The organism is Microbacterium terregens (genome assembly GCF_039534975.1).
GTDB lineage: Bacteria > Actinomycetota > Actinomycetes > Actinomycetales > Microbacteriaceae > Microbacterium > Microbacterium terregens.
The window spans coordinates 1,962,192-1,986,455 of record NZ_BAAAWH010000001.1 but is presented as its reverse complement, the minus strand read 5'-3'; the positions used below and the strand labels follow the sequence as shown (position 1 = coordinate 1,986,455).

Annotated in this window: 24 protein-coding genes and 4 tRNA genes; 20 read left to right on the top strand and 8 right to left on the bottom strand. The window is 67.9% G+C overall.

Annotated features, from left to right (window positions below):
• Positions 1-8: 8 nt before the first annotated feature.
• From ABD655_RS09090 to ABD655_RS09080, 3 genes are all read right to left on the bottom strand, one after another.
• Positions 9-1,241 (bottom strand): thiolase family protein, encoded by a 1,233-nt coding sequence (locus ABD655_RS09090; protein ID WP_344713359.1) that lies wholly within the window; start codon positions 1,239-1,241, stop codon positions 9-11.
• Positions 1,242-1,313: 72 nt separating this feature from the next.
• Positions 1,314-2,513 carry a ribonuclease D gene (locus ABD655_RS09085; protein WP_344713357.1) on the bottom strand — a complete coding sequence of 400 codons (1,200 nt, stop codon included), beginning with the start codon at positions 2,511-2,513 and terminating at the stop codon, positions 1,314-1,316.
• The gene (locus ABD655_RS09080; protein ID WP_344713356.1) at positions 2,506-3,096 is read right to left on the bottom strand and encodes a DUF3000 domain-containing protein; all 591 of its coding nucleotides are present in this window, start codon (positions 3,094-3,096) and stop codon (positions 2,506-2,508) included. The genes ABD655_RS09085 and ABD655_RS09080 overlap by 8 nt, the downstream gene beginning before the upstream one ends.
• Positions 3,097-3,121: 25 nt before the next feature.
• On the opposite strand from ABD655_RS09080, the gene ABD655_RS09075 reads away from it, so the two are divergent.
• Positions 3,122-4,327, top strand: a complete 1,206-nt coding sequence (locus ABD655_RS09075) for an alpha/beta hydrolase family protein (RefSeq protein ID WP_344713355.1) — start codon at positions 3,122-3,124, stop codon at positions 4,325-4,327.
• A gap of 25 nt (positions 4,328-4,352) precedes the next feature.
• Here the strand turns inward: ABD655_RS09075 and ABD655_RS09070 are convergent, their stop codons facing one another.
• Together ABD655_RS09070 and ABD655_RS09065 are read right to left on the bottom strand one after the other, a co-directional pair.
• Positions 4,353-4,793, bottom strand: a complete 441-nt coding sequence (locus ABD655_RS09070; RefSeq protein WP_344713353.1) for a SufE family protein — start codon at positions 4,791-4,793, stop codon at positions 4,353-4,355.
• A gap of 52 nt (positions 4,794-4,845) precedes the next feature.
• Entirely contained in the window at positions 4,846-5,745 is a 900-nt protein-coding gene (locus ABD655_RS09065; RefSeq protein WP_344713351.1) for a sulfurtransferase, read from the bottom strand.
• Between the two features lie 121 nt (positions 5,746-5,866).
• Here ABD655_RS09065 and zapE point away from each other — a divergent pair, with 121 nt between their 5' ends.
• The 3 genes from zapE (at position 5,867) to ABD655_RS09050 (ending at position 8,944) form a co-directional block, all read left to right on the top strand.
• Positions 5,867-6,901: a cell division protein ZapE gene (zapE, locus tag ABD655_RS09060; RefSeq protein WP_344713349.1), complete on the top strand. Its 1,035-nt coding sequence runs from the start codon at positions 5,867-5,869 to the stop codon at positions 6,899-6,901.
• Positions 6,902-7,105: 204 nt separating this feature from the next.
• On the top strand, positions 7,106-8,326 hold the full coding sequence (locus ABD655_RS09055) for an ammonium transporter (RefSeq protein ID WP_344713347.1): 1,221 nt from the start codon (positions 7,106-7,108) through the stop codon (positions 8,324-8,326).
• 81 nt (positions 8,327-8,407) lie between these two features.
• Positions 8,408-8,944, top strand: a complete 537-nt coding sequence (locus ABD655_RS09050; RefSeq protein ID WP_344713345.1) for a type II toxin-antitoxin system PemK/MazF family toxin — start codon at positions 8,408-8,410, stop codon at positions 8,942-8,944.
• 16 nt (positions 8,945-8,960) lie between these two features.
• Here the strand turns inward: ABD655_RS09050 and ABD655_RS09045 are convergent.
• Positions 8,961-9,033 (bottom strand) — tRNA-Val (locus ABD655_RS09045).
• A gap of 149 nt (positions 9,034-9,182) precedes the next feature.
• Between ABD655_RS09045 and ABD655_RS09040 the strand changes: the two genes are divergently transcribed.
• The 3 genes from ABD655_RS09040 to ABD655_RS09030 all read left to right on the top strand — a co-directional run bounded on the left by ABD655_RS09040 (position 9,183) and on the right by ABD655_RS09030 (position 9,512).
• A tRNA-Gly gene (locus ABD655_RS09040) sits at positions 9,183-9,255 on the top strand.
• A gap of 56 nt (positions 9,256-9,311) precedes the next feature.
• Positions 9,312-9,385, top strand: a tRNA-Cys gene (locus tag ABD655_RS09035).
• A 55-nt stretch (positions 9,386-9,440) separates the two neighbouring features.
• Positions 9,441-9,512, top strand: a tRNA-Val gene (locus ABD655_RS09030).
• 188 nt (positions 9,513-9,700) lie between these two features.
• On the opposite strand, the gene ABD655_RS09025 is transcribed toward ABD655_RS09030, so the two are convergent.
• Positions 9,701-11,116, bottom strand: a complete 1,416-nt coding sequence (locus ABD655_RS09025; protein ID WP_344713343.1) for an HNH endonuclease signature motif containing protein — start codon at positions 11,114-11,116, stop codon at positions 9,701-9,703.
• A gap of 187 nt (positions 11,117-11,303) precedes the next feature.
• Here ABD655_RS09025 and ABD655_RS09020 point away from each other — a divergent pair, with 187 nt between their 5' ends.
• The 3 genes from ABD655_RS09020 (at position 11,304) to ABD655_RS09010 (ending at position 14,730) form a co-directional block, all read left to right on the top strand.
• Positions 11,304-11,969 (top strand): DNA alkylation repair protein, encoded by a 666-nt coding sequence (locus ABD655_RS09020; RefSeq protein WP_344713341.1) that lies wholly within the window; start codon positions 11,304-11,306, stop codon positions 11,967-11,969.
• 155 nt (positions 11,970-12,124) lie between these two features.
• Positions 12,125-14,143, top strand: coding sequence for a threonine--tRNA ligase (thrS, locus tag ABD655_RS09015; RefSeq protein WP_344713339.1), 2,019 nt, complete (start codon positions 12,125-12,127; stop codon positions 14,141-14,143).
• A gap of 80 nt (positions 14,144-14,223) precedes the next feature.
• Positions 14,224-14,730, top strand: a complete 507-nt coding sequence (locus ABD655_RS09010) for an HIT family protein (RefSeq protein ID WP_344715775.1) — start codon at positions 14,224-14,226, stop codon at positions 14,728-14,730.
• 10 nt (positions 14,731-14,740) lie between these two features.
• Here the strand turns inward: ABD655_RS09010 and pdxY are convergent, their stop codons facing one another.
• A complete protein-coding gene (gene pdxY / locus ABD655_RS09005; protein WP_344713338.1) occupies positions 14,741-15,592 on the bottom strand; it encodes a pyridoxal kinase PdxY in 852 nt (283 codons plus the stop codon).
• A gap of 96 nt (positions 15,593-15,688) precedes the next feature.
• Here pdxY and pdxS point away from each other — a divergent pair, with 96 nt between their 5' ends.
• The 10 genes from pdxS (at position 15,689) to secF (ending at position 24,236) form a co-directional block, all read left to right on the top strand.
• Positions 15,689-16,603, top strand: coding sequence for a pyridoxal 5'-phosphate synthase lyase subunit PdxS (gene pdxS / locus ABD655_RS09000; RefSeq protein ID WP_344713337.1), 915 nt, complete (start codon positions 15,689-15,691; stop codon positions 16,601-16,603).
• Between the two features lie 28 nt (positions 16,604-16,631).
• A complete protein-coding gene (pdxT, locus tag ABD655_RS08995; protein WP_344713335.1) occupies positions 16,632-17,225 on the top strand; it encodes a pyridoxal 5'-phosphate synthase glutaminase subunit PdxT in 594 nt (197 codons plus the stop codon).
• Between the two features lie 29 nt (positions 17,226-17,254).
• Complete coding sequence (locus ABD655_RS08990; protein WP_344713334.1) at positions 17,255-17,791, top strand: DUF1697 domain-containing protein; 537 nt, start codon at positions 17,255-17,257, stop codon at positions 17,789-17,791.
• A gap of 42 nt (positions 17,792-17,833) precedes the next feature.
• Positions 17,834-18,592, top strand: a complete 759-nt coding sequence (locus ABD655_RS08985) for a YebC/PmpR family DNA-binding transcriptional regulator (RefSeq protein ID WP_344713332.1) — start codon at positions 17,834-17,836, stop codon at positions 18,590-18,592.
• Between the two features lie 69 nt (positions 18,593-18,661).
• Positions 18,662-19,222 (top strand): crossover junction endodeoxyribonuclease RuvC, encoded by a 561-nt coding sequence (ruvC, locus tag ABD655_RS08980; RefSeq protein WP_344713331.1) that lies wholly within the window; start codon positions 18,662-18,664, stop codon positions 19,220-19,222.
• A 71-nt stretch (positions 19,223-19,293) separates the two neighbouring features.
• Positions 19,294-19,914, top strand: a complete 621-nt coding sequence (ruvA, locus tag ABD655_RS08975; RefSeq protein WP_344713329.1) for a Holliday junction branch migration protein RuvA — start codon at positions 19,294-19,296, stop codon at positions 19,912-19,914.
• Positions 19,901-20,929 (top strand): Holliday junction branch migration DNA helicase RuvB, encoded by a 1,029-nt coding sequence (ruvB, locus tag ABD655_RS08970; protein WP_344713328.1) that lies wholly within the window; start codon positions 19,901-19,903, stop codon positions 20,927-20,929. Before ruvA ends, ruvB begins: the two co-directional genes overlap by 14 nt.
• Before the next feature lie 84 nt (positions 20,930-21,013).
• Complete coding sequence (locus ABD655_RS08965) at positions 21,014-21,475, top strand: preprotein translocase subunit YajC (protein ID WP_344715772.1); 462 nt, start codon at positions 21,014-21,016, stop codon at positions 21,473-21,475.
• Positions 21,476-21,513: 38 nt separating this feature from the next.
• On the top strand, positions 21,514-23,247 hold the full coding sequence (gene secD / locus ABD655_RS08960; protein WP_344713326.1) for a protein translocase subunit SecD: 1,734 nt from the start codon (positions 21,514-21,516) through the stop codon (positions 23,245-23,247).
• Complete coding sequence (secF, locus tag ABD655_RS08955) at positions 23,247-24,236, top strand: protein translocase subunit SecF (protein ID WP_344713325.1); 990 nt, start codon at positions 23,247-23,249, stop codon at positions 24,234-24,236. The genes secD and secF overlap by 1 nt, the downstream gene beginning before the upstream one ends.
• Positions 24,237-24,264: the final 28 nt, after the last annotated feature.

Genomic DNA, 24,264 nt, shown 5'->3' with positions numbered 1-24,264 from the left:
CGCGCTGCTCACTTCTTCCCTGCGTTCTTCTTGCCACGGGCGCCGGGGCCGTCGTAGTGCGGGTTCTCCCAGATGACCGAACCGCCCTGTCCGAGGCCGACGCACATCGCGGTGAGGCCGTAGCGGACGTCGGGACGCTCGGCGAACTGCGCCGCGAGCTGGATCATGAGACGCACACCGGACGCTGCCAACGGGTGACCGAGCGCGATCGCGCCGCCCCACTGGTTGACGCGGGGGTCATCGTCCGCGATTCCGAAGTGGTCGAGGAGCGAGATCACCTGAACGGCGAACGCCTCGTTCAGTTCGAACAGGCCGATGTCAGCGATCGTCAGCCCCGCCTTGCGCAGAGCCTTCTCGGTGGACGGAATCGGACCGATGCCCATGATCTCGGGCTGCACGCCGGCGAAGGCGAACGAGACGAGCCGCATCTTCGGCGAGAGGCCGAACTCCTTGACGGCGCTCCCGCCGGCGAGCAGCGACATCGTCGCGCCGTCGGTGAGCGGCGACGCCGTCCCGGCGGTCACGCGACCGTGCGGACGGAAGGGCGTCTTCAGACCGGCCAGTCCGTCCATCGTCGTTTCGGGCCTTCGGCCCTCGTCTTCGGTGGCCAGACCCCACGCGCCATCGGCATCCTTGATCGCCACCGGCACGAGGTCGGGCTGGAACCTGCCGGCCTCATACGCGGCCTGCACCTTGTGCTGGCTCAGCATCCCGAAGCGATCGGCGCGCTCCTTCGTCAGCTCGGGGAAGCGGTCGTGGATGCGCTCGGCGGTCAGACCCATGTTCAGAGCGTCCGCACTGACGAGCTTCTCCGCGACGAACCGCGGGTTCGGGTCGACATTGCTGCCATCCAGCGGGTGGCGTCCCATGTGCTCGACGCCGCCGGCCAGGGCGAGGTCGTACATGCCGACCCCGATGGATCCGGCCATCGTGGTGACGCTGGTCATCGCGCCGGCGCACATCCGGTCGATCGCGAAGCCGGGCACCGTCAACGGCAGGCCGGCGAGGATCGCCACCGACCGACCGAGCGTCAGGCCCTGGTCGCCCGTCTGCGAGGTCGCCGCGATCGCGACGTCGTCGATCCGCTCCGCCGGTACGTTCGGGTTGCGTTCCATGAGCCCGATGCTCGCCTTGACCGCAAGGTCGTCGGCTCGGGTGTTCCAGTACATGCCCTTCTCGCCGGCGCGCCCGAAGGGCGTGCGCATTCCATCGACGAAAAAGACGTCCGAGATCTCGGCCACTCTGCCTCCGTAATTAGGGATGATCCCAGCCTATGAGCCGGGTCGAGGCGCCCGGCATCGGTTGGGTTGAACCTACGAAGCGCTCTCCGGCGCGGGAGCGGGGCTTTGCACGGATTGCACAAAGGCATCGGCAATCAGCTGTGCAGTCTGCGCAATTTGCCACGGGCGTGCGCCGAGTTCGGCCAACATCTCGCCGACGGATGCCGCGCTCAACGGCTCCGGGGGCGCCCAGGCGACCCGCCGCAGGAGCTCGGGGGTGAGCAGGTTCTCGGTGGGCATGGCGAGCTCCTCGGCGCGCGCCTCGACGACCGGTCGTGCGACCTTCAGCCGCGCATCCGCCTCCGGGTTGCGGTCCGGCCATGCGCGGGCCGGCGGGATCGAGTCGCCCCCGGTTGCGCGTTCGAGCGGGAGTTCGGGGTCCGCGCGGCCTGCCTCGAAAGCCGCCCACCAACGGTCGAGCTGAGTCCGGCTCGCGCGGCCGGTGAAGTCCTTGACCTGCGCCAACTCCTGCTTGCTCTTCGGATCGGCGATGAGCGCGGCAACCAGCGCGCGGTCGGGAACGAGGCGACCGGGGGAGACGTCCTGCTCCCTCGCGAAGTCCTCGCGTGCCGTCCACAGCGCTCGCGCGACGGCAAGTGCCCGGCGCCCACGGACGGTGTGCAGTCCGCTCAGACGGCGCCATGGCTCTTCCCGCGCCGGCTTCGGAATGCGATCGAGCACCGCGCGGAACTCCTCCGCGGCGAACTCGGTCTTGTCCTGCTCGGCGAGTTCGGCCACGAGCGCATCTCGCACGTCGATGAGGTACTCCACATCCAGCGCTGCGTACTCGAGCCAGGATTGCGGGAGGGGGCGCGTCGACCAGTCCGACGCGGAGTGCGCCTTGGCCAGGGTGATCCCGAGCGTGTCCTCGACGACGGCGCCGAGGCCGACACGCGCGTGGCCGAGCAGTCTCGCGGCCAATTCCGTGTCGAACATCGTCGCCGGCTCGAGCCCCAGCTCACGCAGAGACGGCAGATCCTGACTGGCGGCGTGCAGCACCCATTCGATCGAGCCGATCGCCGCCTGCAGCGCGGTGAAGTCGCCGACCGCGGGTGGATCGAACAGGAACACACCGGATCCACGCCGGAACACCTGGACGAGATAGGCGCGTTGCGAGTAGCGGAAGCCGGAGGCTCGTTCGACGTCGACGGCGACCGGGCCGGTTCCGGCGGAGAGTGAGGCGACGGCATCCGCGAACCCGGCGGCGTCGGTGATGACCGTGTACTCAGTCACGCGCAGCCCTGCGCGCGCCGAACACGGCGATGTCTTCGGACCCCGGGGGCAGACCTGCCAGCATGCACACCAATTCGGCCCACGCCTCCACGTGCGGCCTCATGCTGCCCAGTGGCGACCACGATGCGCGCAGCTCGATCTGAGCGCCGTCGCCTTCGGCGGACAGCGCGCCGAAGCCCTTCGACAGCGTCTTGGTCGCGGTGCCGGAGGCGGAGTGGTACTGCGCGTGTCGGGAATCCAGAGCGTCCATCAGCCACGACCATGCCACATCCGCCAGGAGCGGGTCCACACCGATGTCGGGTTCGAGCGGCGCCTGCGCGAAGCACACGATGCGCCACGCCCCTTCCCACGGCTCGGGCTCGTCGGGATCGTGCAACAGGATGAAGCGTCCCGTCCCGTACGGCGAGTCCACCCCCTCCTGTTCCGGGCGGACGTCTCCGGCCAGTGCGATGCATTCGGGCGCGAGGCCGGTCGGCGCGGGGATCTCGCGAACCGACAGATCACTGCGGAACTCGGTTGCTCGCAGATCCGCCGTCGCACGCTCGAACGACGGCGGCTCGGTCGGGAGACGATGGGCAGCCACGCCGAAAGACTAGAGTGGGGCCCCAATGGTCGTCTTCAGGCGCGCCGCGATGCGCGGTGCCTCCTCTCCCGCACTCCTGTTCGGAGTCAAGGCCGCGCTCGCCCTCGTCAGCGCCGCCTTGGCCGTCGTGCTCTCCGCGCTCACCGTCGTGTCACTGCGCATCGCGCGTCGCGTCGTGACACCTGCCGTCCGGCTCGCCGACACCCGCATTCTGTCGCTGGACACCGCCGCCCAGACCATCACCCTCGGCCGCACGCCCGACACCGAGTTGCCCGGAAGGTACGGGCTCTTCACCGACGGAACCGAGAGCTACGTCAAGCTCGGCTCGGTCCTGGCCGAGGACGCGACCAGCGTCAAACGAAAGCTCCTGACGCACATCGGCGACCAGACCCGCATCGCCCCGGACGCCGCGTTCAGCGGTTGGTACTACGACCAGCCCGAAGAGCTGCATCTGCCCTTCACGCCGGAGCTCATCGGCTCGGCCGTCGGCCCCTGTCCTGCGTGGCTGTTTCCCGCGGGCGACGGCGACGTGTGGGTCATCCAGGTGCACGGGCGCGGCACCACGCGCGCCGAATGCCTGCGGGCGGTGCCGGTGTTCCACGCGCTGGGGATCACGTCGCTCGTCGTCTCGTACCGCAACGATGGCGAAGCGCCGCGCAGCCGCACCGGCACGTACACGCTCGGAGCAACCGAGTGGCGGGACGTCGACGCCGCCGTCGGATTCGCCCGGCGGCGCGGTGCGCGCCGCATCGTCCTCATGGGCTGGTCGATGGGTGGCGCGATCGCCCTGCAGCTCGAGCTGAGCTCCGCGCACCGCGACGCGCTCGCGGGGCTGATCCTGGAGTCTCCGGTCGTCGACTGGCGCGTCGTTCTCGGCTACCAGGCGAAACTGCTGCGGCTGCCCTCGGCCGTCACCGGTATCGCGATCGGCGCGCTGAAGACCGAGTGGGCGACCCCGATGACCGGCGCCGGAGCGGCCATCCCCTTCGACCGACTCGACGTCGTCGCCCGCGCGTCCGAGCTGCGGCACCCGATCCTGATCCTGCACAGCGACGATGACGGGTTCGTACCGTCGGACGCATCCCACGACCTGGTGGTCGCGCGACCGGATCTCGTCGAGATGCAGGTCTTCGAAGTGGCGCGTCACACGAAGCTCTGGAACTACGACCAGGAGCGATGGAGTCAGAGCATCCGCACCTGGCTGGAGCGTCAGGGACTGACCGCTCCTTGACCGGCCGCCACCGGCGGCGTGGGTCTTATGCCGCTCGCTTGGCCGCGACCTGGCGTTTGGCGCGCCTGAGCATGCCGGTCATGCCTGCGATCCGCAACGGGGAGACGGCTCGGGTCAGACCGATGCTCTGCGGGAAATCATCCGGGATCGCCAGCACCGCGTCGGAGGTCAGTCCGGTGATGCCCTGCACCAGGATGCTGGCGAATCCGCGCGTTGTGGGCGCTTCTTTCGGGGCGGTGGCGTGCATGGCGACCATGCCCTCGTCGTCCACGTCGATGATGATGTAGACCGGGGACTGGCACTCGGCCACCCGCTCGCGCAGCTCGGGGTGCTCGTCGTATCTCGCCGGGACGGCCGGCAGGTCGTTCGAGAACTCCAGCAGCAACTGCAGGCGGTCGGCCTCGGGCAGCTCGAGGAACTCGTCGCGGATCTCGGCGAGGGAATCGGGCAGAACGTGCGTGGTCATCCCGTCCATCTTCCCACGGCGCGATGCGGTCCAGGCGGCGTCCCTGCCTCTCTCAGGCGGGGATACTGCCCGGCTCGGAGCCGACCGTGATCGGCACGCGAACCGCGCTGCCCCATTCGGTCCATGACCCGTCGTAGTTGCGCACGTTCTCGAACCCGAGCAGGTGCTGCAGCACGAACCACGTGTGGCTGGAGCGTTCTCCGATCCGGCAGTACGCGATGACCGCGTCGCCGTCGGACAGGCCGACTTCGTCACGGTAGATCGCATCGAGCTCGGCACGCGGTTTGAAGCCGCCATCCGGGGCCACGGCGCGCGCCCAGGGGACGCTCCTCGCCGTCGGGATGTGCCCGGCCCGCAGCGCGCCCTCCTCCGGGTAGGCCGGCGCGGTGGTGCGTGATCCGTCGTACTCCTCGGGGGAGCGGACATCGATCAGCGGGTCCCCGAGATGCGTGAGCACGTCGTCCTTGTACGCGCGCAGCCTGCTGTCGTCGCGCTCGATCACAGGGTATTCCGTCGCCTGTCGGGGCGGCGCTTCGGTGGTGATCGGTCGACCTTCGGCGATCCACTTGTCGCGGCCGCCGTCCAGAAGGCGGACGTCCTCGTGGCCGAACAGCGAGAAGACCCAAAGCGCGTACGCGGCCCACCAGTTGTTCTTGTCGCCGTAAATGACGATCGTGTCGTCGCGCGAGATGCCCTTGCGGCTCAGCAGCTCGGCGAAGCCCTCGCCGTCGACGTAGTCCCGCACCACCGGATCGTTGAGCTCGGTGTGCCAGTCGACCTTGACTGCGCCGGGGATGTGCCCGGTCTCGTAGAGCAGGACGTCTTCGTCGGATTCGACGACGACGAGGCCGGGCTGGTCCAGCCGTGCCTCCAGCCACTCGCCGGTGACGAGCCGGCCGGGTTCTGAGTACTCGGCGAACTTGGGGGATGACGTGTCGAACTCGACGGACACCGGTGGCTCCTCGGTCGGGATGGCGGGATCGACGGCGTAGGGTTGGACCGTCTCTTCGAGCCTAGATTCCCGGGCGGGGGAGCGCACTCATTCGGTAAGACGGCGACACAGGATCAGCAGGATGACACCCACCGCGACCCGTACGGGGATCGTTCACCTCACCGAACGCGCCCCACAGATCTCCGGTGCGGAGATGGTCGCCTCGCTCGTTCCTCCGCCGCAGTTCACGGATGCGACCTTCGAGTCGTATCGCGCGGATCCGGCCTACCCCTCGCAGCAGGAAGCCAAGGACGCGCTCATGGCCTTCTCGGGGGTCGCGGCACCGGCCGCTCGGACCGGTCTGTTCCGACGCGCGAAGAAGGGGCCCGAGCTCAAGCCCGGCGTCTATCTGGACGGCGGGTTCGGTGTCGGCAAGACCCATCTCCTCGCCTCGATCTATCACGCGATGCAAGTGCGCCGGAAGTACTTCGGCTCGTTCATCGAGTACACGGCCCTGGTCGGGGCGCTCGGCTATCAGAACACCGTCGAGCTTTTCCGCGGCTCTGATCTGCTGTGCATCGACGAGTTCGAACTCGACGATCCCGGCGACACCATGGTCATGACCAGACTGCTCGCCGAGCTCGTCGCATCCGGCACGCGTCTGGCCGCGACATCCAACACTCCGCCGAACGCACTCGGTGAGGGACGTTTCGCCGCGCAGGACTTCCTGCGGGAGATCCACGCGATGGCCGTGAGCTTCCAGACGATGCGCATCGATGGCACCGACTACCGCCACCGCGCCCTCGACGGACATGCCGCCGTCCTGACCGCTCCGGAATACGAAACGGCGATCGCGGATGCCGCCACCACCGGACTCGCGTCAGACGACGGCTTCGCAGCACTCGTGGCGCATCTGGCGACGGTGCATCCCTCGCGGTACATCCGTCTGATCGACGGGCTTTCGCTCGTCGGCTTGCGTGATGTCGTGCCGCTGACCGATCAGTCCGCCGCTCTTCGATTCGTCGCCTTCATCGACCGCGTCTACGACGCGCAGCTGCCGATTCGCGCCACGGGGGAGACCCTCGACCTGGTGTTCCCGGAAGAGATGCTCGCCGGCGGGTACCGCAAGAAGTACCTCCGCGCCATCTCCCGGCTCGTGGCCTCGACGCTCGACTGAGCTCCGCGCCCGCATTCAGTCTCACCTCTCACGTCGGCGAAACGTGATGTTTACGCTGAGCGACCTCGCGTAACAGACGCGAAACACGACCTACCCGTCGCCGGAAACTCCCGCTCGTCAGACTGGCCTCGCCCGAACAGCCGCGACCCGACCCCGCGGCGGCCCCGGGGCACTGAGTAACACGACACATGGATGAGGACTCTCATGGATAGCGGAAACCTGGCATGGTCTGTCGCCGCGACAGCACTAGTGCTCTTTATGACACCGGGTGTGGCCTTCTTCTACGGCGGCCTCGTCAAGGCGAAAAGCGTCGTCAGCATGATGATGATGAGCTTTGGGGCCCTCGGCCTCGTGAGCGTGCTCTGGATCCTCTACGGGTTCAACATGAGCGCCGTCAGCTCCCCGTGGGAGTTCGCCGGCAACCCCTTCTCCGATTTCGGTCTGGCGACGGCCGACAGCGACACGCTGGTCGGCGTCGCGTTCGGAGCGACGTTCGCGATCATCACCGTCGCACTGATCTCGGGCGCCATCGCCGACCGCGCCAAGTTCGGCGCATGGCTGATCTTCGCGGGCGTCTGGGTGACGCTGGTCTACTTCCCGGTGGCGGCATGGGTGTGGGGCGGCGGGTGGATCATGAGCCTCGGTGAAACCTTCGGCTTCTCCACCAGCGTCATCGACTACGCCGGCGGAACGGCGGTCCACATCAACGCCGGTGCGGCAGCACTCGCTCTGGCGCTCGTGCTGGGCAAGCGAATCGGCTTCCAGAAGGGCATCCACAAGCCGCACAACGTTCCGCTCGTCATGCTCGGCGCGGCGATCCTGTGGTTCGGCTGGTTCGGCTTCAACGCGGGCGCCGAAGGCACGTTCAACCTGCTCGGCACCGCAGACTCCAGCGTCGGCCTCATCGTGATCAACACGATCGGAGCCACCGCCGCTGCGATCATCGGCTGGCTCGTCGTCGAGAAGCTCAAGGACGGCAAGGCGACCTCGGTCGGTGCCGCGTCCGGAGCCGTCGCCGGCCTCGTCGCGATCACGCCGGCCTGCGCGAACCTCGCTCCCGGTTGGGCGCTCCTGCTCGGCGTCGTCACCGGCGCGGTCTGCGCACTGGCGATCGAGCTGAAGTGGAAGCTCGGCTTCGACGACTCGCTCGACGTCGTGGGCATCCACCTCGTCGGCGGCCTGATCGGAACGATCTACCTCGGCTTCTTCGCCACCGAGACCGGCCTGCTCCTCGGTGGCGGCTGGGAGCAGCTGATCCTCCAGGTCATCGCTGCAGTCGGGGTTATGGTCTACTCCTTCATCGTCGCGCTCCTCATCGGCTTCGCGATCGAGAAGACGATGGGCTTCCGCGTCAAGAACGAGGACGAGATCGCCGGCGTCGACACCGTGGTGCACGGCGAAGAGGGCTACGCCCTCGTCGACTGACACCATCGCTGCATCGGAAGGGCGTCGCGGATACCGCGGCGCCCTTCCGATGCGCCCAGGGGCGGCGCATAGTGTGAACCCGTGACTGAACGACGAGGCTTCCTCAGCGCGCTCACGCGCCTCTTCCGTCCGACGCCGCAGACCCGACGACCGCTGCCACTGCCTGACGCCGCGCTCGGAGACCGACCCGGGCAAGACGCGGCGACCGCGACGATCGAGATCGCACCGCCTCCCAAGAACGGGTTGCGTATCAGCTACGCACCAGATCGCGATGGCGAACCGGATGCGGGCGAGATCGTCTGGACATGGGTGCCGTACACGGAGAACGACGGCCGCGGCAAGGACCGTCCGGTCCTGATCATCGGTCGACACGCCGACGATCAGCGGGTCTGCGCCGTGCGGCTGACGAGCAAGTCTCACGAGGGGGATCGAGACTTCCTCAGCATCGGCGCGGGTCCGTGGGATTCGCAGGGGCGCCCGTCATGGGTCGACGTCGAGCAGATCTACAGCGTCCATGCGGACGGCATGCGTCGCGAGGCATCCGCACTCGATCGCGAGAGGTTCGCCCGCGTCGCGGACGCGCTGCATCGCCGCTACGGCTGGCCGGTGGACAACTGACATCCGGAGACTTCGGTGGGCGATACCAGACTCGAACTGATGACCTCTTCCGTGTGAAGGAAGCGCGCTACCAACTGCGCCAATCGCCCATGACCCTGCGGGGTCGGCTTCCGATCTTACCGGATGCGTCGGGCGCCGACGAACTGCCCGGCACGTGACACGCGCGAGCCGACGATGGTTTTGCAGGGCGCCATGGATCGGCTAAAGTCATGGAAGCGCCCGGAGCAATCCGGGAAACGCGGATGTAGCGCAGTTGGTAGCGCACAACCTTGCCAAGGTTGGGGTCGCGAGTTCGAGTCTCGTCATCCGCTCGAGTGTTGGGATCCCTCTTCGGAGGGATCGCTTCACGTGGGGTCAAACCACACGCGGTGGCGTGGCCGAGCGGCTAGGCACCGGCCTGCAAAGCCGTTTACACGGGTTCGAATCCCGTCGCCACCTCCATACGGTCACCCCACAGTCACCATCACTCCCGGTCCCGACCGGCCAGCACGAATTCGGGCGATTGGCGCAGCGGTAGCGCGCTTCCCTGACACGGAAGAGGTCACTGGTTCGATCCCAGTATCGCCCACAGAGAGAAACCCCCGGTTTACCGGGGGTTTCTTGGTTTCTACCCGGGGTTCGTAGGCGCCGCGTGGGTCATACGTGGGACATCCGGGCGAATCGGTGAGCTCAGAGGACGCCAGCGGAATCGCAATCAATCGGTGGCCGCAACGGGCGTAGGGTGATCGACCCGGTGGAGGCTCACTGCGAGCACCGTCAGAACGGTGCGGGTTCAGGCTGGAGTTCGCACTCGGGGTCGGGTGCGAAGGCGATGGTGCTGGTCGGGGTGTCGGTGTAGCGGCGGCCGGTGGGGCTGGTCCATTCCAGGACCCCACCGCCGTGTTGTCGGACGGTCCAGGCTGTGTGGTGTTTCAGGGTGTGATGTCGCCGACACAGGTGCGCGAGATTCTGCGCGGTGGTCTCCCCGCCGGCGGCGTGGTCCAGGGTGTGATCGGTATCGCATCGTCGGGCTGGGATCCGACAGCCTGGGAACCGGCAGTGCCGGTCGCGGACCCGCAGATGCCGGCGCAGTTCTTCGCTGGGCCGGTAGCGGTCCACCCCGAGCACCGCCCCGCTGATCGGGTGGGTCAGGACCCGGTCCCAGCCGGGTGCGTCCGCGGTCAGGACCCGCGCGGTCTGCGCATCAATCGGGCACCGCCCCTCCAGCATCGCCAGCTCGAACGGATCCGCGACATCGTCCCCGATCAGCGACAGCACCGGCACGGTGATCTGCACGGTGGCGTGGATCGCGCCCAGCCCGCTCGAACCGGTGTGCGCGACCGGGTCGGCGGCCAGCAGTAGGTCCGCGAAGATATCCGCCCGCACCTCATCCAGGGACCGGGTGTCGGCCCCTGCAACGTCTGGGCCGTCCTGGCCCCAGCCTCCCAGTAAAGGTTCCCCGGCATCCGCGGCAGCCGTCGCGTCCGCGGCGCGCGCGGTATCGGTCACGTCCACGGCGTCCGCATCCCCACCGTCCCGCGCGTCCTGTACGCGGCGGGCGAGCCGGGTGAGCCGGTCGTGGATGCCGTGCGCGATCACCGACGGCACGATCGCCCGCACCTCGGACATCGCATCGTCAAGATCACTCACCCACACGCGCCGCCCCGCCCGGGCACGCCGGTGCCGGTCATCGATCGTGGACTCGGCGAACCACTCCGCCCGCCGCCGCGCGATCGGAGCCAACCGGGACGCGGACTCCGCCTTCGCGTACGCCAGCACCGACCCTTCGAACTCCGCCCGCAACTCGGGTCGGTCGATCACCGCCCCGGCCGTCACGATGATCCGCGCATGCGCCGCCGAGATCTCCCCGGCCGCCAGCGCCCCGAGCGTCTGGTCGTACTCGCCGACCAGGACCGAAGCCTCCCCGAGTCGGCGCTGCACGGTGCGGTCACTGACCCGCCATGCCGCCCCGATCTCGGCCGCCACCGAGCGGAACGGGAACTCCGCCGCGCTGGTCGCATCCGGATCCTCCTCGGCCGCCCAATCCGCCGCGACCAGCTGCGCCTCGGCCAGCAGCTCCACCTCCGCCGCCGCCAACCGCGCCACCTCCCGCCGCACCCGCACCAGCTCCGGCAGCAATACCGCCAACCGCGCATCCGCCCGCTCCCTGGCGGCGATCGCGCGGCTACTCATACACCCCATTGTGCTCAGGGCCTCCGACATCCAAGAGGTCGAAACGGCCGCGACTTCCCGTCCTCAGATGGCCGCGTCCCACTAGCGTTGACGCGTGTCGCACGCCCGCGACCGGGGCCTCGCGGCGAAGCAATCAGTGGGACGAGACGGGGCGTGCCCGATCGCCATCATCGAAACGGAGTAGCGCGTGAGCGACCTCGCCGACAGCATCCGGGCCGCGCTGAGGTCGGCAGCGGACCCCTCCCGCGCGCCCGGCCAGCAGGCGTACATGAAGTCGTCGATGCCCTTCCTCGGCGTACGGCTACCGGATGTCCGGCGACTCACTCGCGCGGCCGCGAAAGCCGCGGGCGTCGCAACCGCAGCCGGCCTCAGGGATGCCGCCCGCGAACTCTGGGACTCCGCGTCCTACCGGGAGGAACGCTATGCCGCGATGGCGCTGCTCGGTGTGGACGGCGCCTCGGCCGATCAGGCGGTGGTTCCGCTGATCGAGCACATGGTGCGGACGGGGCGCTGGTGGGACTACACCGACGAACTCTCCCACCGCCTCGCCGGCCTTCACGACCGCGAGCCGGCGGTCACGGCCGAGCTCGTGCGGCGTTGGAGCACGGATGAGGACATGTGGGTCCGGCGAATCGCGATCATCTCCCAGCTCGGGAGGCGTGATCGCGTCGACCTCGATGTGCTGGCAGAGGTGATTCAGTCGAATCTCGCCGATCGCGAGTTCTTCGTCAGAAAGGCGATCGGCTGGGCTCTGCGCGAGTGCGCGCGTGTGCATCCGGAGTGGGTGCGCACCTACACCCAGACGCACGAGCTGAGTCCGCTCAGCCGACGTGAAGCGCTCAAGCACCTCTGAGGCGGCGCAACTAGACTGACAGGCATGGGATTGCGCCAACCGCCGACTGCGACCATCGTCGCCGCCGGCACGCGAACGCTCAGTGCCTGAGCGGGCGGGGCGCTGTGCGCGCCTGAAGCTGAGCTGCCTTGATCCTGCCACCTCTGGAGAGTCCTTTGACTGACGCCACCCTCTCGCCGGACGTTAACTATCCCGCCGACGGATTCGCCCTCTTCCCCGACCGCTCCGTCGTTGCGCTGCGCGTCAACGGCGAGCTGAAGGACCTAGCCACCACCGTCGCCGAGACCGACTCCGTCGAGCCCATCGCGATCGACAGCCCTGAGGGTCTGGCGATCCTGCGCCACTCGGCGGCGCACGTGCTCGCACAAGCCGTGCAGCGGATCAACCCGCAGGCCAACCTCGGGATCGGCCCGCCGATCACCGACGGCTTCTACTACGACTTCGGGGTGAAGGAGCCCTTCACCCCTGACGATGTGAAGGCGATCTCCAAGGAGATGCAGCGCATCGTCCGCGAAGGCCAGCGGTTCGTCCGACGCGTGGTGAGCGACGACGAGGCACGAGCCGAGCTGGCCGCCGAGCCGTTCAAACTCGAACTGATCGGCCTCAAGGGCGGCACGGGCTCGGGCAAGGAGGCCGCCGAGGGCGCCTCCGTCGAGGTCGGCGCGGGCGAGCTGACCATCTACGACAATGTGAACCGCGACGGCGAAGTCGTCTGGAAGGACCTGTGCCGGGGGCCGCACCTGCCGAGCACCCGCCTGATCGGCAATGGCTGGGATCTGACCCGCATCGCCGCCGCGTACTGGCGGGGCAGTGAGAAGAACCCGCAGCTGCAGCGCATCTACGGCACCGCCTGGCCCTCCAAGGATGAGCTTCGCGCGTACCAGCAGCGCCTCGAGGAGGCAGCAAAGCGCGATCACCGCCGCCTCGGCAAGGAGCTGGACCTCTTCTCGTTCCCCGAAGAGGTCGGCTCCGGGCTGTCGGTGTGGCATCCTCGCGGCGGAATCGTCCGGCAGGAGATGGAACAGCACGCCCTGCACCGCCACCGCGCGGCCGGATACAGCTACGTGTACACCCCGCACATCACCAAGAAGGACCTGTTCATCGAGTCGAACCACCTGGTGACGTACGCCGAGGGGATGTTCCCGCCCATCCACATGGATGAGGAGCGCGACGAGAGCGGCGAGATCACCAAGCAGGGCGTCGACTACTACCTGAAGCCGATGAACTGCCCGATGCACATCCTGATCTACCGGGAGCGGGCGCGCAGCTACCGCGACCTGCCGATGCGTCTGGCGGAGAACGGCACGGTCTACCGCAACGAGCTCTCCGGCGCTCTGCACGGTCTGACCCGCGTGCGAGGGTTCACCCAGGACGACGCACACCTGTTCGTGACGCCCGAGCAGCTGGAGGGCGAGGTCGCGGAGGTGCTGGAGTTCGTCCTGTCGCTGCTGCGCGACTTCGGGCTCAGCGAGTTCGAACTCGAGTTGTCGATGCGCGACGACGAGAAGTCGAAATGGATCGGCGACGAGGCGCACTGGGCCGAGGCGACCGACGCGCTGCGCCGCGTCGCGCTCGCCAGCGGGCTGAAGCTCACCGAGGTCGCCGGCGAGGCGGCCTTCTACGGACCCAAGATCGATCTGAAGGTCAAAGACGCGATCGGTCGCACGTGGCAGCTGTCCACCGTGCAACTGGACTTCAACCTTCCGGAGCGGTTCCACCTCGAATTCACGGATCGCGACGGGACCAAGAAGCGGCCGGTGATGATCCACCGTGCGCTGATGGGCTCGATCGAACGGTTCTTCGCGATCCTGCTGGAGCACTACGCCGGCGCATTCCCGGTCTGGCTGTCGCCGGTGCAGGTGGTCGGCATCCCCGTCGCCGAGGAATACGCGGACTACCTCAACGAGGTGATCGTGAAGCTGCGTCGCGAGGGCGTGCGCGCGGAGCTCGACGCCAGCGACGATCGCATGCAGAAGAAGATCCGCACCCACACGACGCAGAAGGTGCCACTCCAGCTGATCGCGGGGGAGCAGGACCGCGCCGGCGGTACCGTGTCCTTCCGATTCCGCGACGGGTCTCAACAGAACGGCGTGCCGATCGATGACGCCGTGAACCGGATCCTGGCTGCGATCTCTGGCCGTGCGCTGGTGAACACCGCGGAGGACCTCGCGTGAGCGAGATCCCGGTCCCTGGGCGAGCGCAGCGAGTCGAAGGGGGCCCGACGGATGACGCGGAACTCGTCGACGCCGCCACCCTGGCCGGCGTGCCGGATGAGTTCCAGCGGCTGTGGACTCCCCACCGGATGGCGTATATCCAGGCGGGCCCGCAGCCGCTCCGCGACGCCTGCCCGTTCTGCGCCGCCCCGAAGATGTCGGACGAGGACGCACTGATCGTCGCGCGCGGTGAAACCGCCTACGTGCTGCTGAACCTCTACCCGTACAACTCCGGGCACCTGCTGGTGTGCCCGTATCGGCACATCTCCCAGTACGACGAGGCCACGCCGGAAGAGGTCGCCGAGATCGGTGCCCTCACGCAACGGGGAATGCAGGTGCTGCGCAAGGTCTCGCGGTGCGACGGATTCAACATCGGGATGAACCAGGGGCACGTGGCCGGTGCCGGGATCGATGGTCATCTGCACCAGCACATCGTGCCGCGCTGGACGGCCGATGCGAACTTCTTCCCGATCATCGCCAAGACCAAAGCCCTGCCGCAGCTCCTGGGCGACGTTCGCCGTGTCGTGGCCGACGCCTGGTACGACTGACGAGCGCAGGTCAGCGGACGCGGCGAGCCTGGAACTGCATGCGCGGGTGCGCGTACGACTCCTGCGACTGGATGAGCTGCAGTTCGCGATCTCCGGACAGGTAGGTGCGCTCCAGCAGGTCGAAGACGCTGGATGCTGTCCGCGCCACGGCGTCCGCGGCATCCCCGGTCCGTCGATAGTGCGCAGTGAACAGTGCTGCCGTCACATCGCCTGACCCGTTCGCCTTCATCGGCAGCAGCGGCGTCTGCACGATCCACGCACCGGTCTCGTCGACCGCCAGCATCTCGATGGTGTCGTCTTCGCGGTCCGGACGCTCGACGCTGGTGACGAGCACGACACGGGGACCGGTGGCGCGGACGCGGTCCACGGCCTCGAGGGTCGATTCCATCGTGTCGGGCTCGGTGTCCGTGAGGAATCCGAGCTCGAACTGGTTGGGCGTGATGATGTCGGCCGCAGGAACGACCCGGTCCCGCAGGAGCACCGGGATCGCGGGCGCGACGAAGCATCCGGACTTCGCGTTGCCCATGACCGGATCGCAGGCGTACAGCGCACCGGGATTGGCGGCTTTCACCCGGGAGACCGCGTCCAGGATCACATCGGCGATACCCTCGCCGCCCTGATAGCCCGACAGCACGACATCGATCTCACCCATCACGCCGCGTTCCTCGATGCCGATGATGATGTCGCGCACATCGTCGGGGCTGACCATCGGACCGCGCCAGGAGCCGTAGCCGGTGTGGTTGGAGAAGTTCACCGTGTAGACCGGGAGCACTTCGACCCCGATCCGCTGGAGCGGAAAAACGGCGGCGGAGTTGCCGACATGACCGTAGGCGACGGCGGACTGGATCGAGAGGATCTTCACCGCTCGATTCTCCACCCCCGGCCGGGTCCAGCAGACCGTCGGTGGCCCGCGTCCGCGACCGGATGGGGCCGCGCAGGCCAACTAGAATCAGGGATTATGACTGACAGCACCACGCCCTCGCCCTCGTCCGCCCAGCACGGATCGAGTCGCGTCAAGCGCGGCCTCGCCGAGATGCTCAAGGGCGGCGTCATCATGGACGTCGTCACGGTCGAGCAGGCTCGCATCGCCGAAGACGCCGGAGCCGTTGCCGTGATGGCGCTCGAGCGTGTTCCCGCCGACATCCGGGCGCAGGGCGGCGTGTCCCGCATGAGCGACCCCGACATGATCGACGCGATCATCGAGGCGGTCTCGATCCCCGTGATGGCCAAGGCCCGCATCGGCCACTTCGTCGAGGCACAGGTGCTGCAGGAGCTGGGCGTCGACTACATCGACGAGTCCGAGGTGCTTTCGCCCGCCGACTACGTCAACCACATCGACAAGTGGAAGTTCACGGTCCCGTTCGTCTGCGGTGCGACCAACCTCGGCGAGGCGCTGCGTCGCATCAACGAAGGCGCGGCGATGATCCGCTCCAAGGGCGAGGCCGGCACCGGTGACGTGTCCGAGGCGACCAAGCACATCCGCAAGATCTCCGGCGAGATCAACCACCTCCGCTCCCTGACCAAGGACGAGCTCTACGTCGCGGCCAAGGATCTGCAGGCGCCCTACGAGCTCGTCGCCGAGATCGCCGAGACGGGCAAGCTCCCGGTCGTGCTGTTCGTCGCCGGCGGCGTGGCCACCCCTGCCGACGCGGCGATGATGATGCAGCTGGGCGCAGACGGCGTGTTCGTCGGCTCCGGCATCTTCAAGTCGGGAAATCCCGCACAGCGCGCCGCCGCGATCGTCAAGGCGACCACGTTCTACGACGACGCGAAGGTCATCGCCGAGGTCTCACGCGGGCTGGGCGAGGCCATGGTCGGCATCAATGTCACCGACCTCGCCGCTCCGCACCGGCTGTCCGAGCGCGGCTGGTAGCGGCGGAAGCCGGTGAGCGGGTACGCGAGTGTCTGAGCGCCCCCGCGTCGGGGTCCTCGCGCTGCAGGGCGACGTGCGCGAGCACGCGCGGGTACTGTCCGATCTCGGTGCGGACGTGATCCTCGTGCGGCGCCCGGCCGAGTTGGCCGGTGTGCAGGGCCTCGTGCTTCCCGGGGGTGAATCCAGCGTCATCGACAAACTGTCGCGCGCGTTCGGGATGCAACAGCCGATCCGCGATGCGATCGCCGCCGGCATGCCCATGTACGGCACGTGCGCGGGTTTGATCCTCCTGGCCGACCGCATCACCGACGGCATTGCGGGGCAAGAGACCTTCGGCGGACTCGACGTGACCGTGCAGCGCAACGCGTTCGGCGGTCAGGTCGAGTCCTTCGAGACCGATCTCGACGTGCCGCTGCTGGAGGGCCCGCCGGTCCACGCCGTCTTCATCCGAGCACCCCTCGTGATCGACGTCGGGCCCGGGGTGGAGACGATCGCGAGCCTCGACGACGGGCGCGTGGTCGCGGTCCGCAGCGGCGCGCTCCTGGGCACGTCCTTCCATCCCGAGGTCACCGGCGAGCACCGCTTCCATCACCTCTTCCTCGAGACGGTGCGCGCAGCCTGACGTCGTGGCACCGGCGTATGCTCACCCGCATGACGAGCTGGGTCGCGCTTCTGCGGGGTGTCAACGTCGGCGGCATCACGGTGCGCGGCGCAGACCTCGCCGATCTGTTCCGGGGGTTGGGCTTCGACGGGGTGAAGACCGTGCTCGCCAGCGGCAACGTGCTCTTCGATGCGGATGCCGGGACCTCCGCGCGGTCGGACCTCAAGACCCGCATCGAGAAGGCCCTGCGTGACCGCTTCGGCTATGACGCGTGGATCGTCCTGGTTCCGCGGGTCGAGCTGGACGATGCGATCGAGGGCTTCCCGTTCGACGCCGAGGACGCCGACCGGCAGCCGTGGGTGATCTTCTGCTCCGATTCCGCGACGGTGGGCGAGCTTCTCGAGGCGGCCTCTTCCCTCGACGAAGGGGTCGACCCGGTCGCCCCCGGACGCGGTGTCGTGTACTGGAACCCCGTCAAGGGGACGACCGTCGACACGCCCTTCGCGAAGCTGTTGGCACAGAAGCGGTACAAGGCGATGACGACCAACCGCAATCTTCGAACGCTGCGCAAGATCGCCGGCCGGTGACGTCCGCGCGTGGGTGAGGGCGGAGCCACGTAAACTGGGGGAATGTCCGGCCACTCCAAGTGGGCGACCACGAAGCACAAAAAGGCGATCATCGATTCGCGCCGTGCCAAGTCGTTCGCCAAGCTCATCAAGAACATCGAAGTCGCGGCCAAGCTCGGCGGCGCGGATCTCGCGGGGAACCCGACCCTTCAGGACGCCATCCAGAAGGCGAAGAAGACCTCGGTCCCCATCGACAACATCAACCGCGCGGTCAAGCGCGGTGCCGGCCTGACCGGTGAGTCCGTCGATTACCAGACGATCCTCTACGAGGGCTACGGGCCGAACGGCGTCGCCCTGCTCATCGAGTGCCTCACCGACAACCGCAACCGTGCGGCTGCCGAGGTGCGCACGGCGATGACCCGCAACGGCGCGACGATGGCCGACCCCGGCAGCGTGGCCTACAACTTCCATCGCAAGGGCGTCATCGTCGTCTCCGGCGAGGGGACCAACGAGGACGACATCATGCTCGCCGTCCTCGAGGCCGGGGCGGAGGAGATCGAGCCGCACGCCGAGGGCTTCGAGATCCTCACAGAGCCGTCCGACCTCGTCCCGGTCCGTTCGGCACTGCAGGACGCGGGCATCGACTACGAGTCGGCGGACGTCGAATTCGTCCCGACGCTCAAGGTCGAGGTGGATGCCGACACCGCTCGCAAGGTCTTCCGCCTGATCGATGCACTCGAAGACAGCGACGACGTGCAGAACGTCTACAGCAACTTCGATCTGACCGCCGAGGTGCAGGCCGAACTCGAATCGGACGAGTAGCAGCGCGCAAGTGCCGCCTGTCGGGCGCGCCGTCGGTGGCCGCTCGCCGAGGCCGCTTAACGTGGGGGAGTGGCAGCCCTGCGCGTTATCGGCATCGACCCCGGCCTGACCCGCTGCGGTGTCGGCGTGGTCGACGTCGCCCGGAACCGGTCCGCGACACTCGTGCACGTGGGTGTCGTCCGTTCCGACCCGGGCGAGCCGATCGAACGCCGTCTCGCGACGATCGCCGCCGGCATCCGGGCGGTCATCGACCTCCACGGTCCCACCGTCATGGCCGTGGAGCGCGTGTTCTCGCAGAACAACCGCCATTCGGTGATGGGGACCGCGCAGGCCAGCGGCATCGCTCTGCTCATCGCCGGTGAACGCGGGCTCGCGGCCACGACGCATACCCCCACCGAGGTGAAGGCCGCCGTCACGGGGTACGGTGCCGCAGACAAGAGGCAGGTGCAGGCGATGGTCGCCCGCATCCTGCGCCTCGACGAAATGCCGCAGCCCGCCGATGCGGCCGACGCGCTGGCGCTCGCCCTCTGTCATGCGTGGCGCGGCGGCGCCGCACAGGCGCCCGCGGGTGGGACCCTCACGCCGGCACAGCGCGCGTGGGCGGATGCGGAGCGCCTGGCCCGCCGATGAGTGTGCTCGTGCTGAGCTTGTCGAAGCGTGTCGGTCGAACAAAACTGCGAACCGGCTCGTAGGCTCGTTGCATGATCTCCTCGTTGCGCGGTCGGGCCGCCCACATCGACACCGACTCGCTCGTGCTGGAGGTGGGGGGAGTGGGTCTGACGGTGGCCGTGACCCCACACGTGGCCTCGGCCACGAACGTCGGCGACGACGTGCACCTGCACACCAACCTGATCGTCCGAGAGGATGCGCTCTCGCTGTTCGGGTTCGAGTCCCGCGAGGAACTCCTGGTCTTCGTCCAACTGCTGAGCGTCACCGGCGTGGGCCCGAAATCCGCGCTCGGAGTGCTCGCGGCCCTCAGCGTCACGCAGATCGCCGAGGCCGTCGGATCCGACGACGACGCCCCGTTCCGTCGCGTGTCCGGCATCGGCCCCAAGACCGCCAAGCTCATCGTCGTGCAGTTGGCCGGCAAGATCGCCGCCCCTTCGCCGTCAACCGCAGGGCGACGAGATGTCGCACCCGATGTCGCGACCCAGGTCATGCAGGCGCTGGTCGGACTCGGCTGGAACGAGCGAGCCGCCGCCGAGGCGGTGGCAGCCGCCGCCGAGCAGGCCTCGCCCGCGGAGCGTGCGGCCGTCCCGTCGTTGTTGCGGCTCACCCTTGCCACCCTCGGCCCCGCACGTAAGGAGCATGCCGGTGGATGAGGTTCGCGACGCCGATGAACCGGTCGACGACCTCGAGCTGGCGATCGAGGGAGCACTGCGACCGGCATCGCTGTCCGAGTTCGTCGGGCAGCAGAAGGTCCGCGGGCAGCTCCAGCTGCTGTTGGATGCCGCACGCATCCAACAGCGCCCGGCCGACCACATTCTGCTGTCGGGCCCCCCGGGGCTGGGCAAGACGACACTCGCGATGATCATCGGCCACGAGAGCGGCCGACCGCTGCGCCTGTCCAGCGGCCCGGCGATCCAGCACGCGGGCGACCTGGCCGCTCTGCTGTCCAGCCTGACCCCGGGCGAGGTGCTGTTCATCGACGAGGTGCACCGGATGGCGCGCTCGGCCGAGGAGATGCTCTATCTCGCCATGGAGGACTTCCGCATCGACATCATGGTCGGGAAGGGCGCTGGGGCCACCAGCATCCCCCTGGATCTGGCTCCGTTCACGCTGGTCGGCGCAACCACGCGCTCGGGGCTGCTCCCCAACCCGCTGCGCGACCGGTTCGGCTTCACGGGGCACCTCGAGTATTACGAGCCCGCCGAGCTGGAACGGGTCATCGAGCGGTCAGCGGCCATGCTCGCCGTCGACCTGCCGCCCGCGTCGCGCGCCGAGATCGCCCGTCGGTCGCGGGGGACTCCGCGTATCGCGAACCGCCTGCTGCGGCGGGTGCGCGACTTCATGATCGTGCGCGGCGGAGGAGGCGACACGGCGACCGTCGACGCCGCCCTGGACCTGTACGACGTCGACGCGATCGGACTGGATCGCCTCGACCGCGCAGTGCTGGACGCGCTGGTGCGCCGCTTCGGAGGCGGTCCCGTGGGGCTGAGCACCCTCGCTGTGGCCGTGGGCGAAGAACCGGAGACGATCGAGTCCGTCGTGGAGCCCTATCTCGTGCGGATCGGCTTCATCGGGCGCACGCCACGCGGCCGCGTGGCGATGCCGTCGGCCTTCGAGCACCTGGGCGTTCGGCAGGCCGACTCTGTGCTCAGATTCAATGATCTATAATCGCTGGAGGCTCTCGCCTACCCTCCTCATGCAAGGCAGTGCCGCAACGGCGCGCGCCTGATTCGAAAGGTGCTCTCGCCTCCCATGGACATCGCCACGTTCTTCGGCAACTACGGCCTCATCATCCTGCTGGTCGTCCTCCTCGTCTTCATGTTCTGGAGCTCGCGTCGCCGGATGCAGAAGCAGAAGACCGAGCAGGAGCAGAAGGCCCGCCAGACCGTTCCCGGCGCGGAGGTCCTCATGCAGGGCGGCCTCTACGGCACGATCATCGCCTACGACCCCGACAACCTCGACCAGCCCGCTCTGGTCGAGATCGCGCCGGGCGTCCAGATCAAGGTCCACAGCCAGGCCATCCTGCGCGTCGTCGATCCCGTCGAGGGCGTCGTGACCGAGGACGAGCTCATCGAGTCCGAAGAGAGCGAAGCCGGATACATCGACGGCGTCGCCGGCGGCTCAATCAGCTCGATCAGCGACGACTACCGCCGGGCCGAATCACTCCCGCCGGTCGACCCCGACACCGACCTGGACAACAAGCCCAAGGCCTGACCACTCGCCCTCTCGGGCTCCCAGAAAGCTGACCCCTCGTGGCGACTTCCACCCCCGTCCGTCATGCCTGGCGCGCGCTGACCGGTCTTCTGATCGTCACCGCCGTGCTGTTCGGCATCAACGCGCTCGGCGTCCATGTCTTCAAAGCCAGTTCCTGGAGCCCCGAGCTCGCGCTCGACCTCCAGGGCGGGACGCAGATCATCCTCGAGGCGCAGACCGCCGACGGCGCGGCGCCGTCGAGCGAGCAGCTGAACCAAGCGGTCACGATCATCCGCCAGCGCGTCGACGCCTCCGGCGTGGGCGAGGCCGACGTGACGACCGAGGGTGGCAGGAACATCGTCGTCCAGATCCCCGGTCAGGCGGATGAGCAGACCCGTCAGCGCATCGAGGCCTCTGCCCAGTTGCAGCTGCGGGCCGTGCTGTACACCGCTCAGCCCGCGACGACGTTCGTGGGGGACGACGGCAAGCCGACGCCCTTCCCGACACCCGATCCATCGCTGAACTCCACCCCGACGGCCGAGCCGACGAACGGGAGCGATCCCGCGTGGATCACCGAGGCGCTGTTCGCACAGTTCAATGCGTACGACTGCGCCAATCCCGACAACGACCCGGCCAACGCCCCCAAAGACCAGCCGCTGGTCACCTGCGACGTGGACGGCACCGTGAAGTACATCCTCGGTCCCGTGGAGCTGGACGGATCGTCCATCTCGGACGCGACGTTCGGGCTGGAGCAGACGAGCGGTCGTTGGGCCGTCAACATCAAGTTCGACGACGCCGGCACCAAGACGTTCGGTCAGATCAGCCAGCGGCTCTTCGGGGCCACGTCGCCGCTCAACCAGTTCGCGTTCGTCCTGGACGGCAGCGTGCTCTCGGCTCCCTCGATGAACGCGATCATCCTGGGCGGCGACCCGAGCATCACCGGCAGCTTCACGCAGGAGACTGCCAAGACGCTCGCCGACCAGCTCAAGTACGGCGCACTGCCGCTCAGCTTCGAGGTCGTCAGCTCCGACACGATCTCGGCGACGCTGGGGTCGCAGCAGCTGCAGATCGGCCTCATCGCAGGTCTGATCGGCCTCGCGCTCGTGGCGATCTACTCATTGATCGTCTACCGGGCGCTGGGTCTGGTGATCATCGCGTCGCTGATCGTGATGGGTGTGCTGACCTATCTGGCGATCTGCATCCTCGCCTGGCGGATGGGATTCCGGCTGTCCCTCGCCGGCGTCGCCGGCCTGATCGTGTCCATCGGATTCACCGCCGACTCGTTCATCGTTTACTTCGAACGAATACGAGACGAACTGCGTGACGGTAAATCGATCACCGGGGCCGTCGAGGACGGATGGAGCCGCGCGAAGCGGACCATCTACATCTCGAAGTCGATCAACGTGCTCGCCGCGGTCGTCCTGTACATCCTGGCCGACGCCACGGTGAAGGGCTTCGCCTTCACGCTGGGTCTGACCACCGTCATCGACGTGTTGATCTTCATCCTGTTCACCCATCCCGTGATGCAGCTGCTCGCTCGTACGCGCTTCTTCGGTTCGGGGCATCCGCTCTCGGGCATGGATCCCGCGGCGCTCGGGGCGGTCTACCGCGGGCGTGCCCAGTTCCGCGCACCGGTGGCGCCTTCGTCCAAGACGGCGGCAGAGCGGCGCGCGTCGCGTTCGCGAGGTGAGGCCGAACGTCGTCAGACCATCGCCGAGCGCAAGCAGGCGGAGCTGGCCGACCTCACCGGCGCCGGCAAATCGTCCACACGCGACAAGGAGGGAGAGCTCTGATGCGTTCCATGAGCCAGCTCGGCAACGACCTCTACACCGGCAAGACCTCATTCCCGTTCGTCGGGCGCCGACGGCTGTGGTTCATCCTCGCGGCGATCCTCGTGATCGCCTCGGCGCTCGTTCCGCTCGTCCGGCCCATCCAGTTCTCGATCGAGTTCACCGGCGGATCACAGTTCACCGTGACCAACGTCAGCACGCCGGACCAGCTGCTGGCCACCGAAGCGGTCCAGTCCGTCGTGCCCGATGCCACCACGAAGGTCACGACCGTGGGGGACAGCAATGTCCGGGTCCAGACCGATCAGCTCACTCCTGCCGAGACGCAGGAGGTGACGGACGCGCTCGCGGAGATCTACGAAGTGCCCGTCACCGAGGTGACGTCGTCGTTCATCGGGCCGAGCTGGGGTGCCGATGTGACACGCCAGTCGCTGTGGGGCCTGGCGATCTTCCTCGCACTGACGTTCCTGATCCTCGCGCTGTATTTCCGCACGTGGAAGATGTCGGCCGCCTCGATCATCGGCCTGCTCGACGTGCTCGTGATCACGGTCGGCGTGTATGCGCTGTGCGGCTTCGAGATCTCGCCCGCGGCGGTGATCGGCTTCCTGACGATCCTGTCGTACGCGCTGTATGACACGACGGTCGTCTTCGACAAGATCCGGGAGAATACGACCGAAGACGGCGAAGTGTCAGGCCGCACCTTCGGCGAGTCGGTCAACCTCGCGGTGAACCAGACACTGATCCGCTCGATCAACACGACCGTCGTGGCCATCCTGCCGACGGGTGCGATCTTGTTCATCGGCGCACTGTGGCTCGGTGCGCAGACGCTGACCGACATCTCGCTCGCGATCTTCGTCGGAACCATCGTGGCGGCGTATTCCACGCTGTTCGTCGCGTCGCCGCTGTATTCGCTGTTCCGCGAGAGCGAGCCGAACATCAAGACGCGCGATGCACGCGTGCTCGTCGCGCGCGAGCGCGCCGGTTCGCCCGTCTAAGCCGGGCTTCCCGCACGGGAACCGCTGC

Coding starts and splice junctions, on each gene's coding strand:
- ABD655_RS09075 (WP_344713355.1), top strand. CDS start 3,122: ATGGTCGTCTTCAGGCGCGCCGCGATGCGCGGTGCCTCCTCTCCCGCA.
- ABD655_RS09070 (WP_344713353.1), bottom strand. CDS start 4,793: ATGACCACGCACGTTCTGCCCGATTCCCTCGCCGAGATCCGCGACGAG.
- zapE (WP_344713349.1), top strand. CDS start 5,867: ATGACACCCACCGCGACCCGTACGGGGATCGTTCACCTCACCGAACGC.
- ABD655_RS09055 (WP_344713347.1), top strand. CDS start 7,106: ATGGATAGCGGAAACCTGGCATGGTCTGTCGCCGCGACAGCACTAGTG.
- ABD655_RS09025 (WP_344713343.1), bottom strand. CDS start 11,116: ATGAGTAGCCGCGCGATCGCCGCCAGGGAGCGGGCGGATGCGCGGTTG.
- pdxS (WP_344713337.1), top strand. CDS start 15,689: ATGACTGACAGCACCACGCCCTCGCCCTCGTCCGCCCAGCACGGATCG.
- ABD655_RS08990 (WP_344713334.1), top strand. CDS start 17,255: ATGACGAGCTGGGTCGCGCTTCTGCGGGGTGTCAACGTCGGCGGCATC.
- ABD655_RS08985 (WP_344713332.1), top strand. CDS start 17,834: ATGTCCGGCCACTCCAAGTGGGCGACCACGAAGCACAAAAAGGCGATC.
- ruvA (WP_344713329.1), top strand. CDS start 19,294: ATGATCTCCTCGTTGCGCGGTCGGGCCGCCCACATCGACACCGACTCG.
- ruvB (WP_344713328.1), top strand. CDS start 19,901: ATGCCGGTGGATGAGGTTCGCGACGCCGATGAACCGGTCGACGACCTC.
- ABD655_RS08965 (WP_344715772.1), top strand. CDS start 21,014: ATGGACATCGCCACGTTCTTCGGCAACTACGGCCTCATCATCCTGCTG.
- secF (WP_344713325.1), top strand. CDS start 23,247: ATGCGTTCCATGAGCCAGCTCGGCAACGACCTCTACACCGGCAAGACC.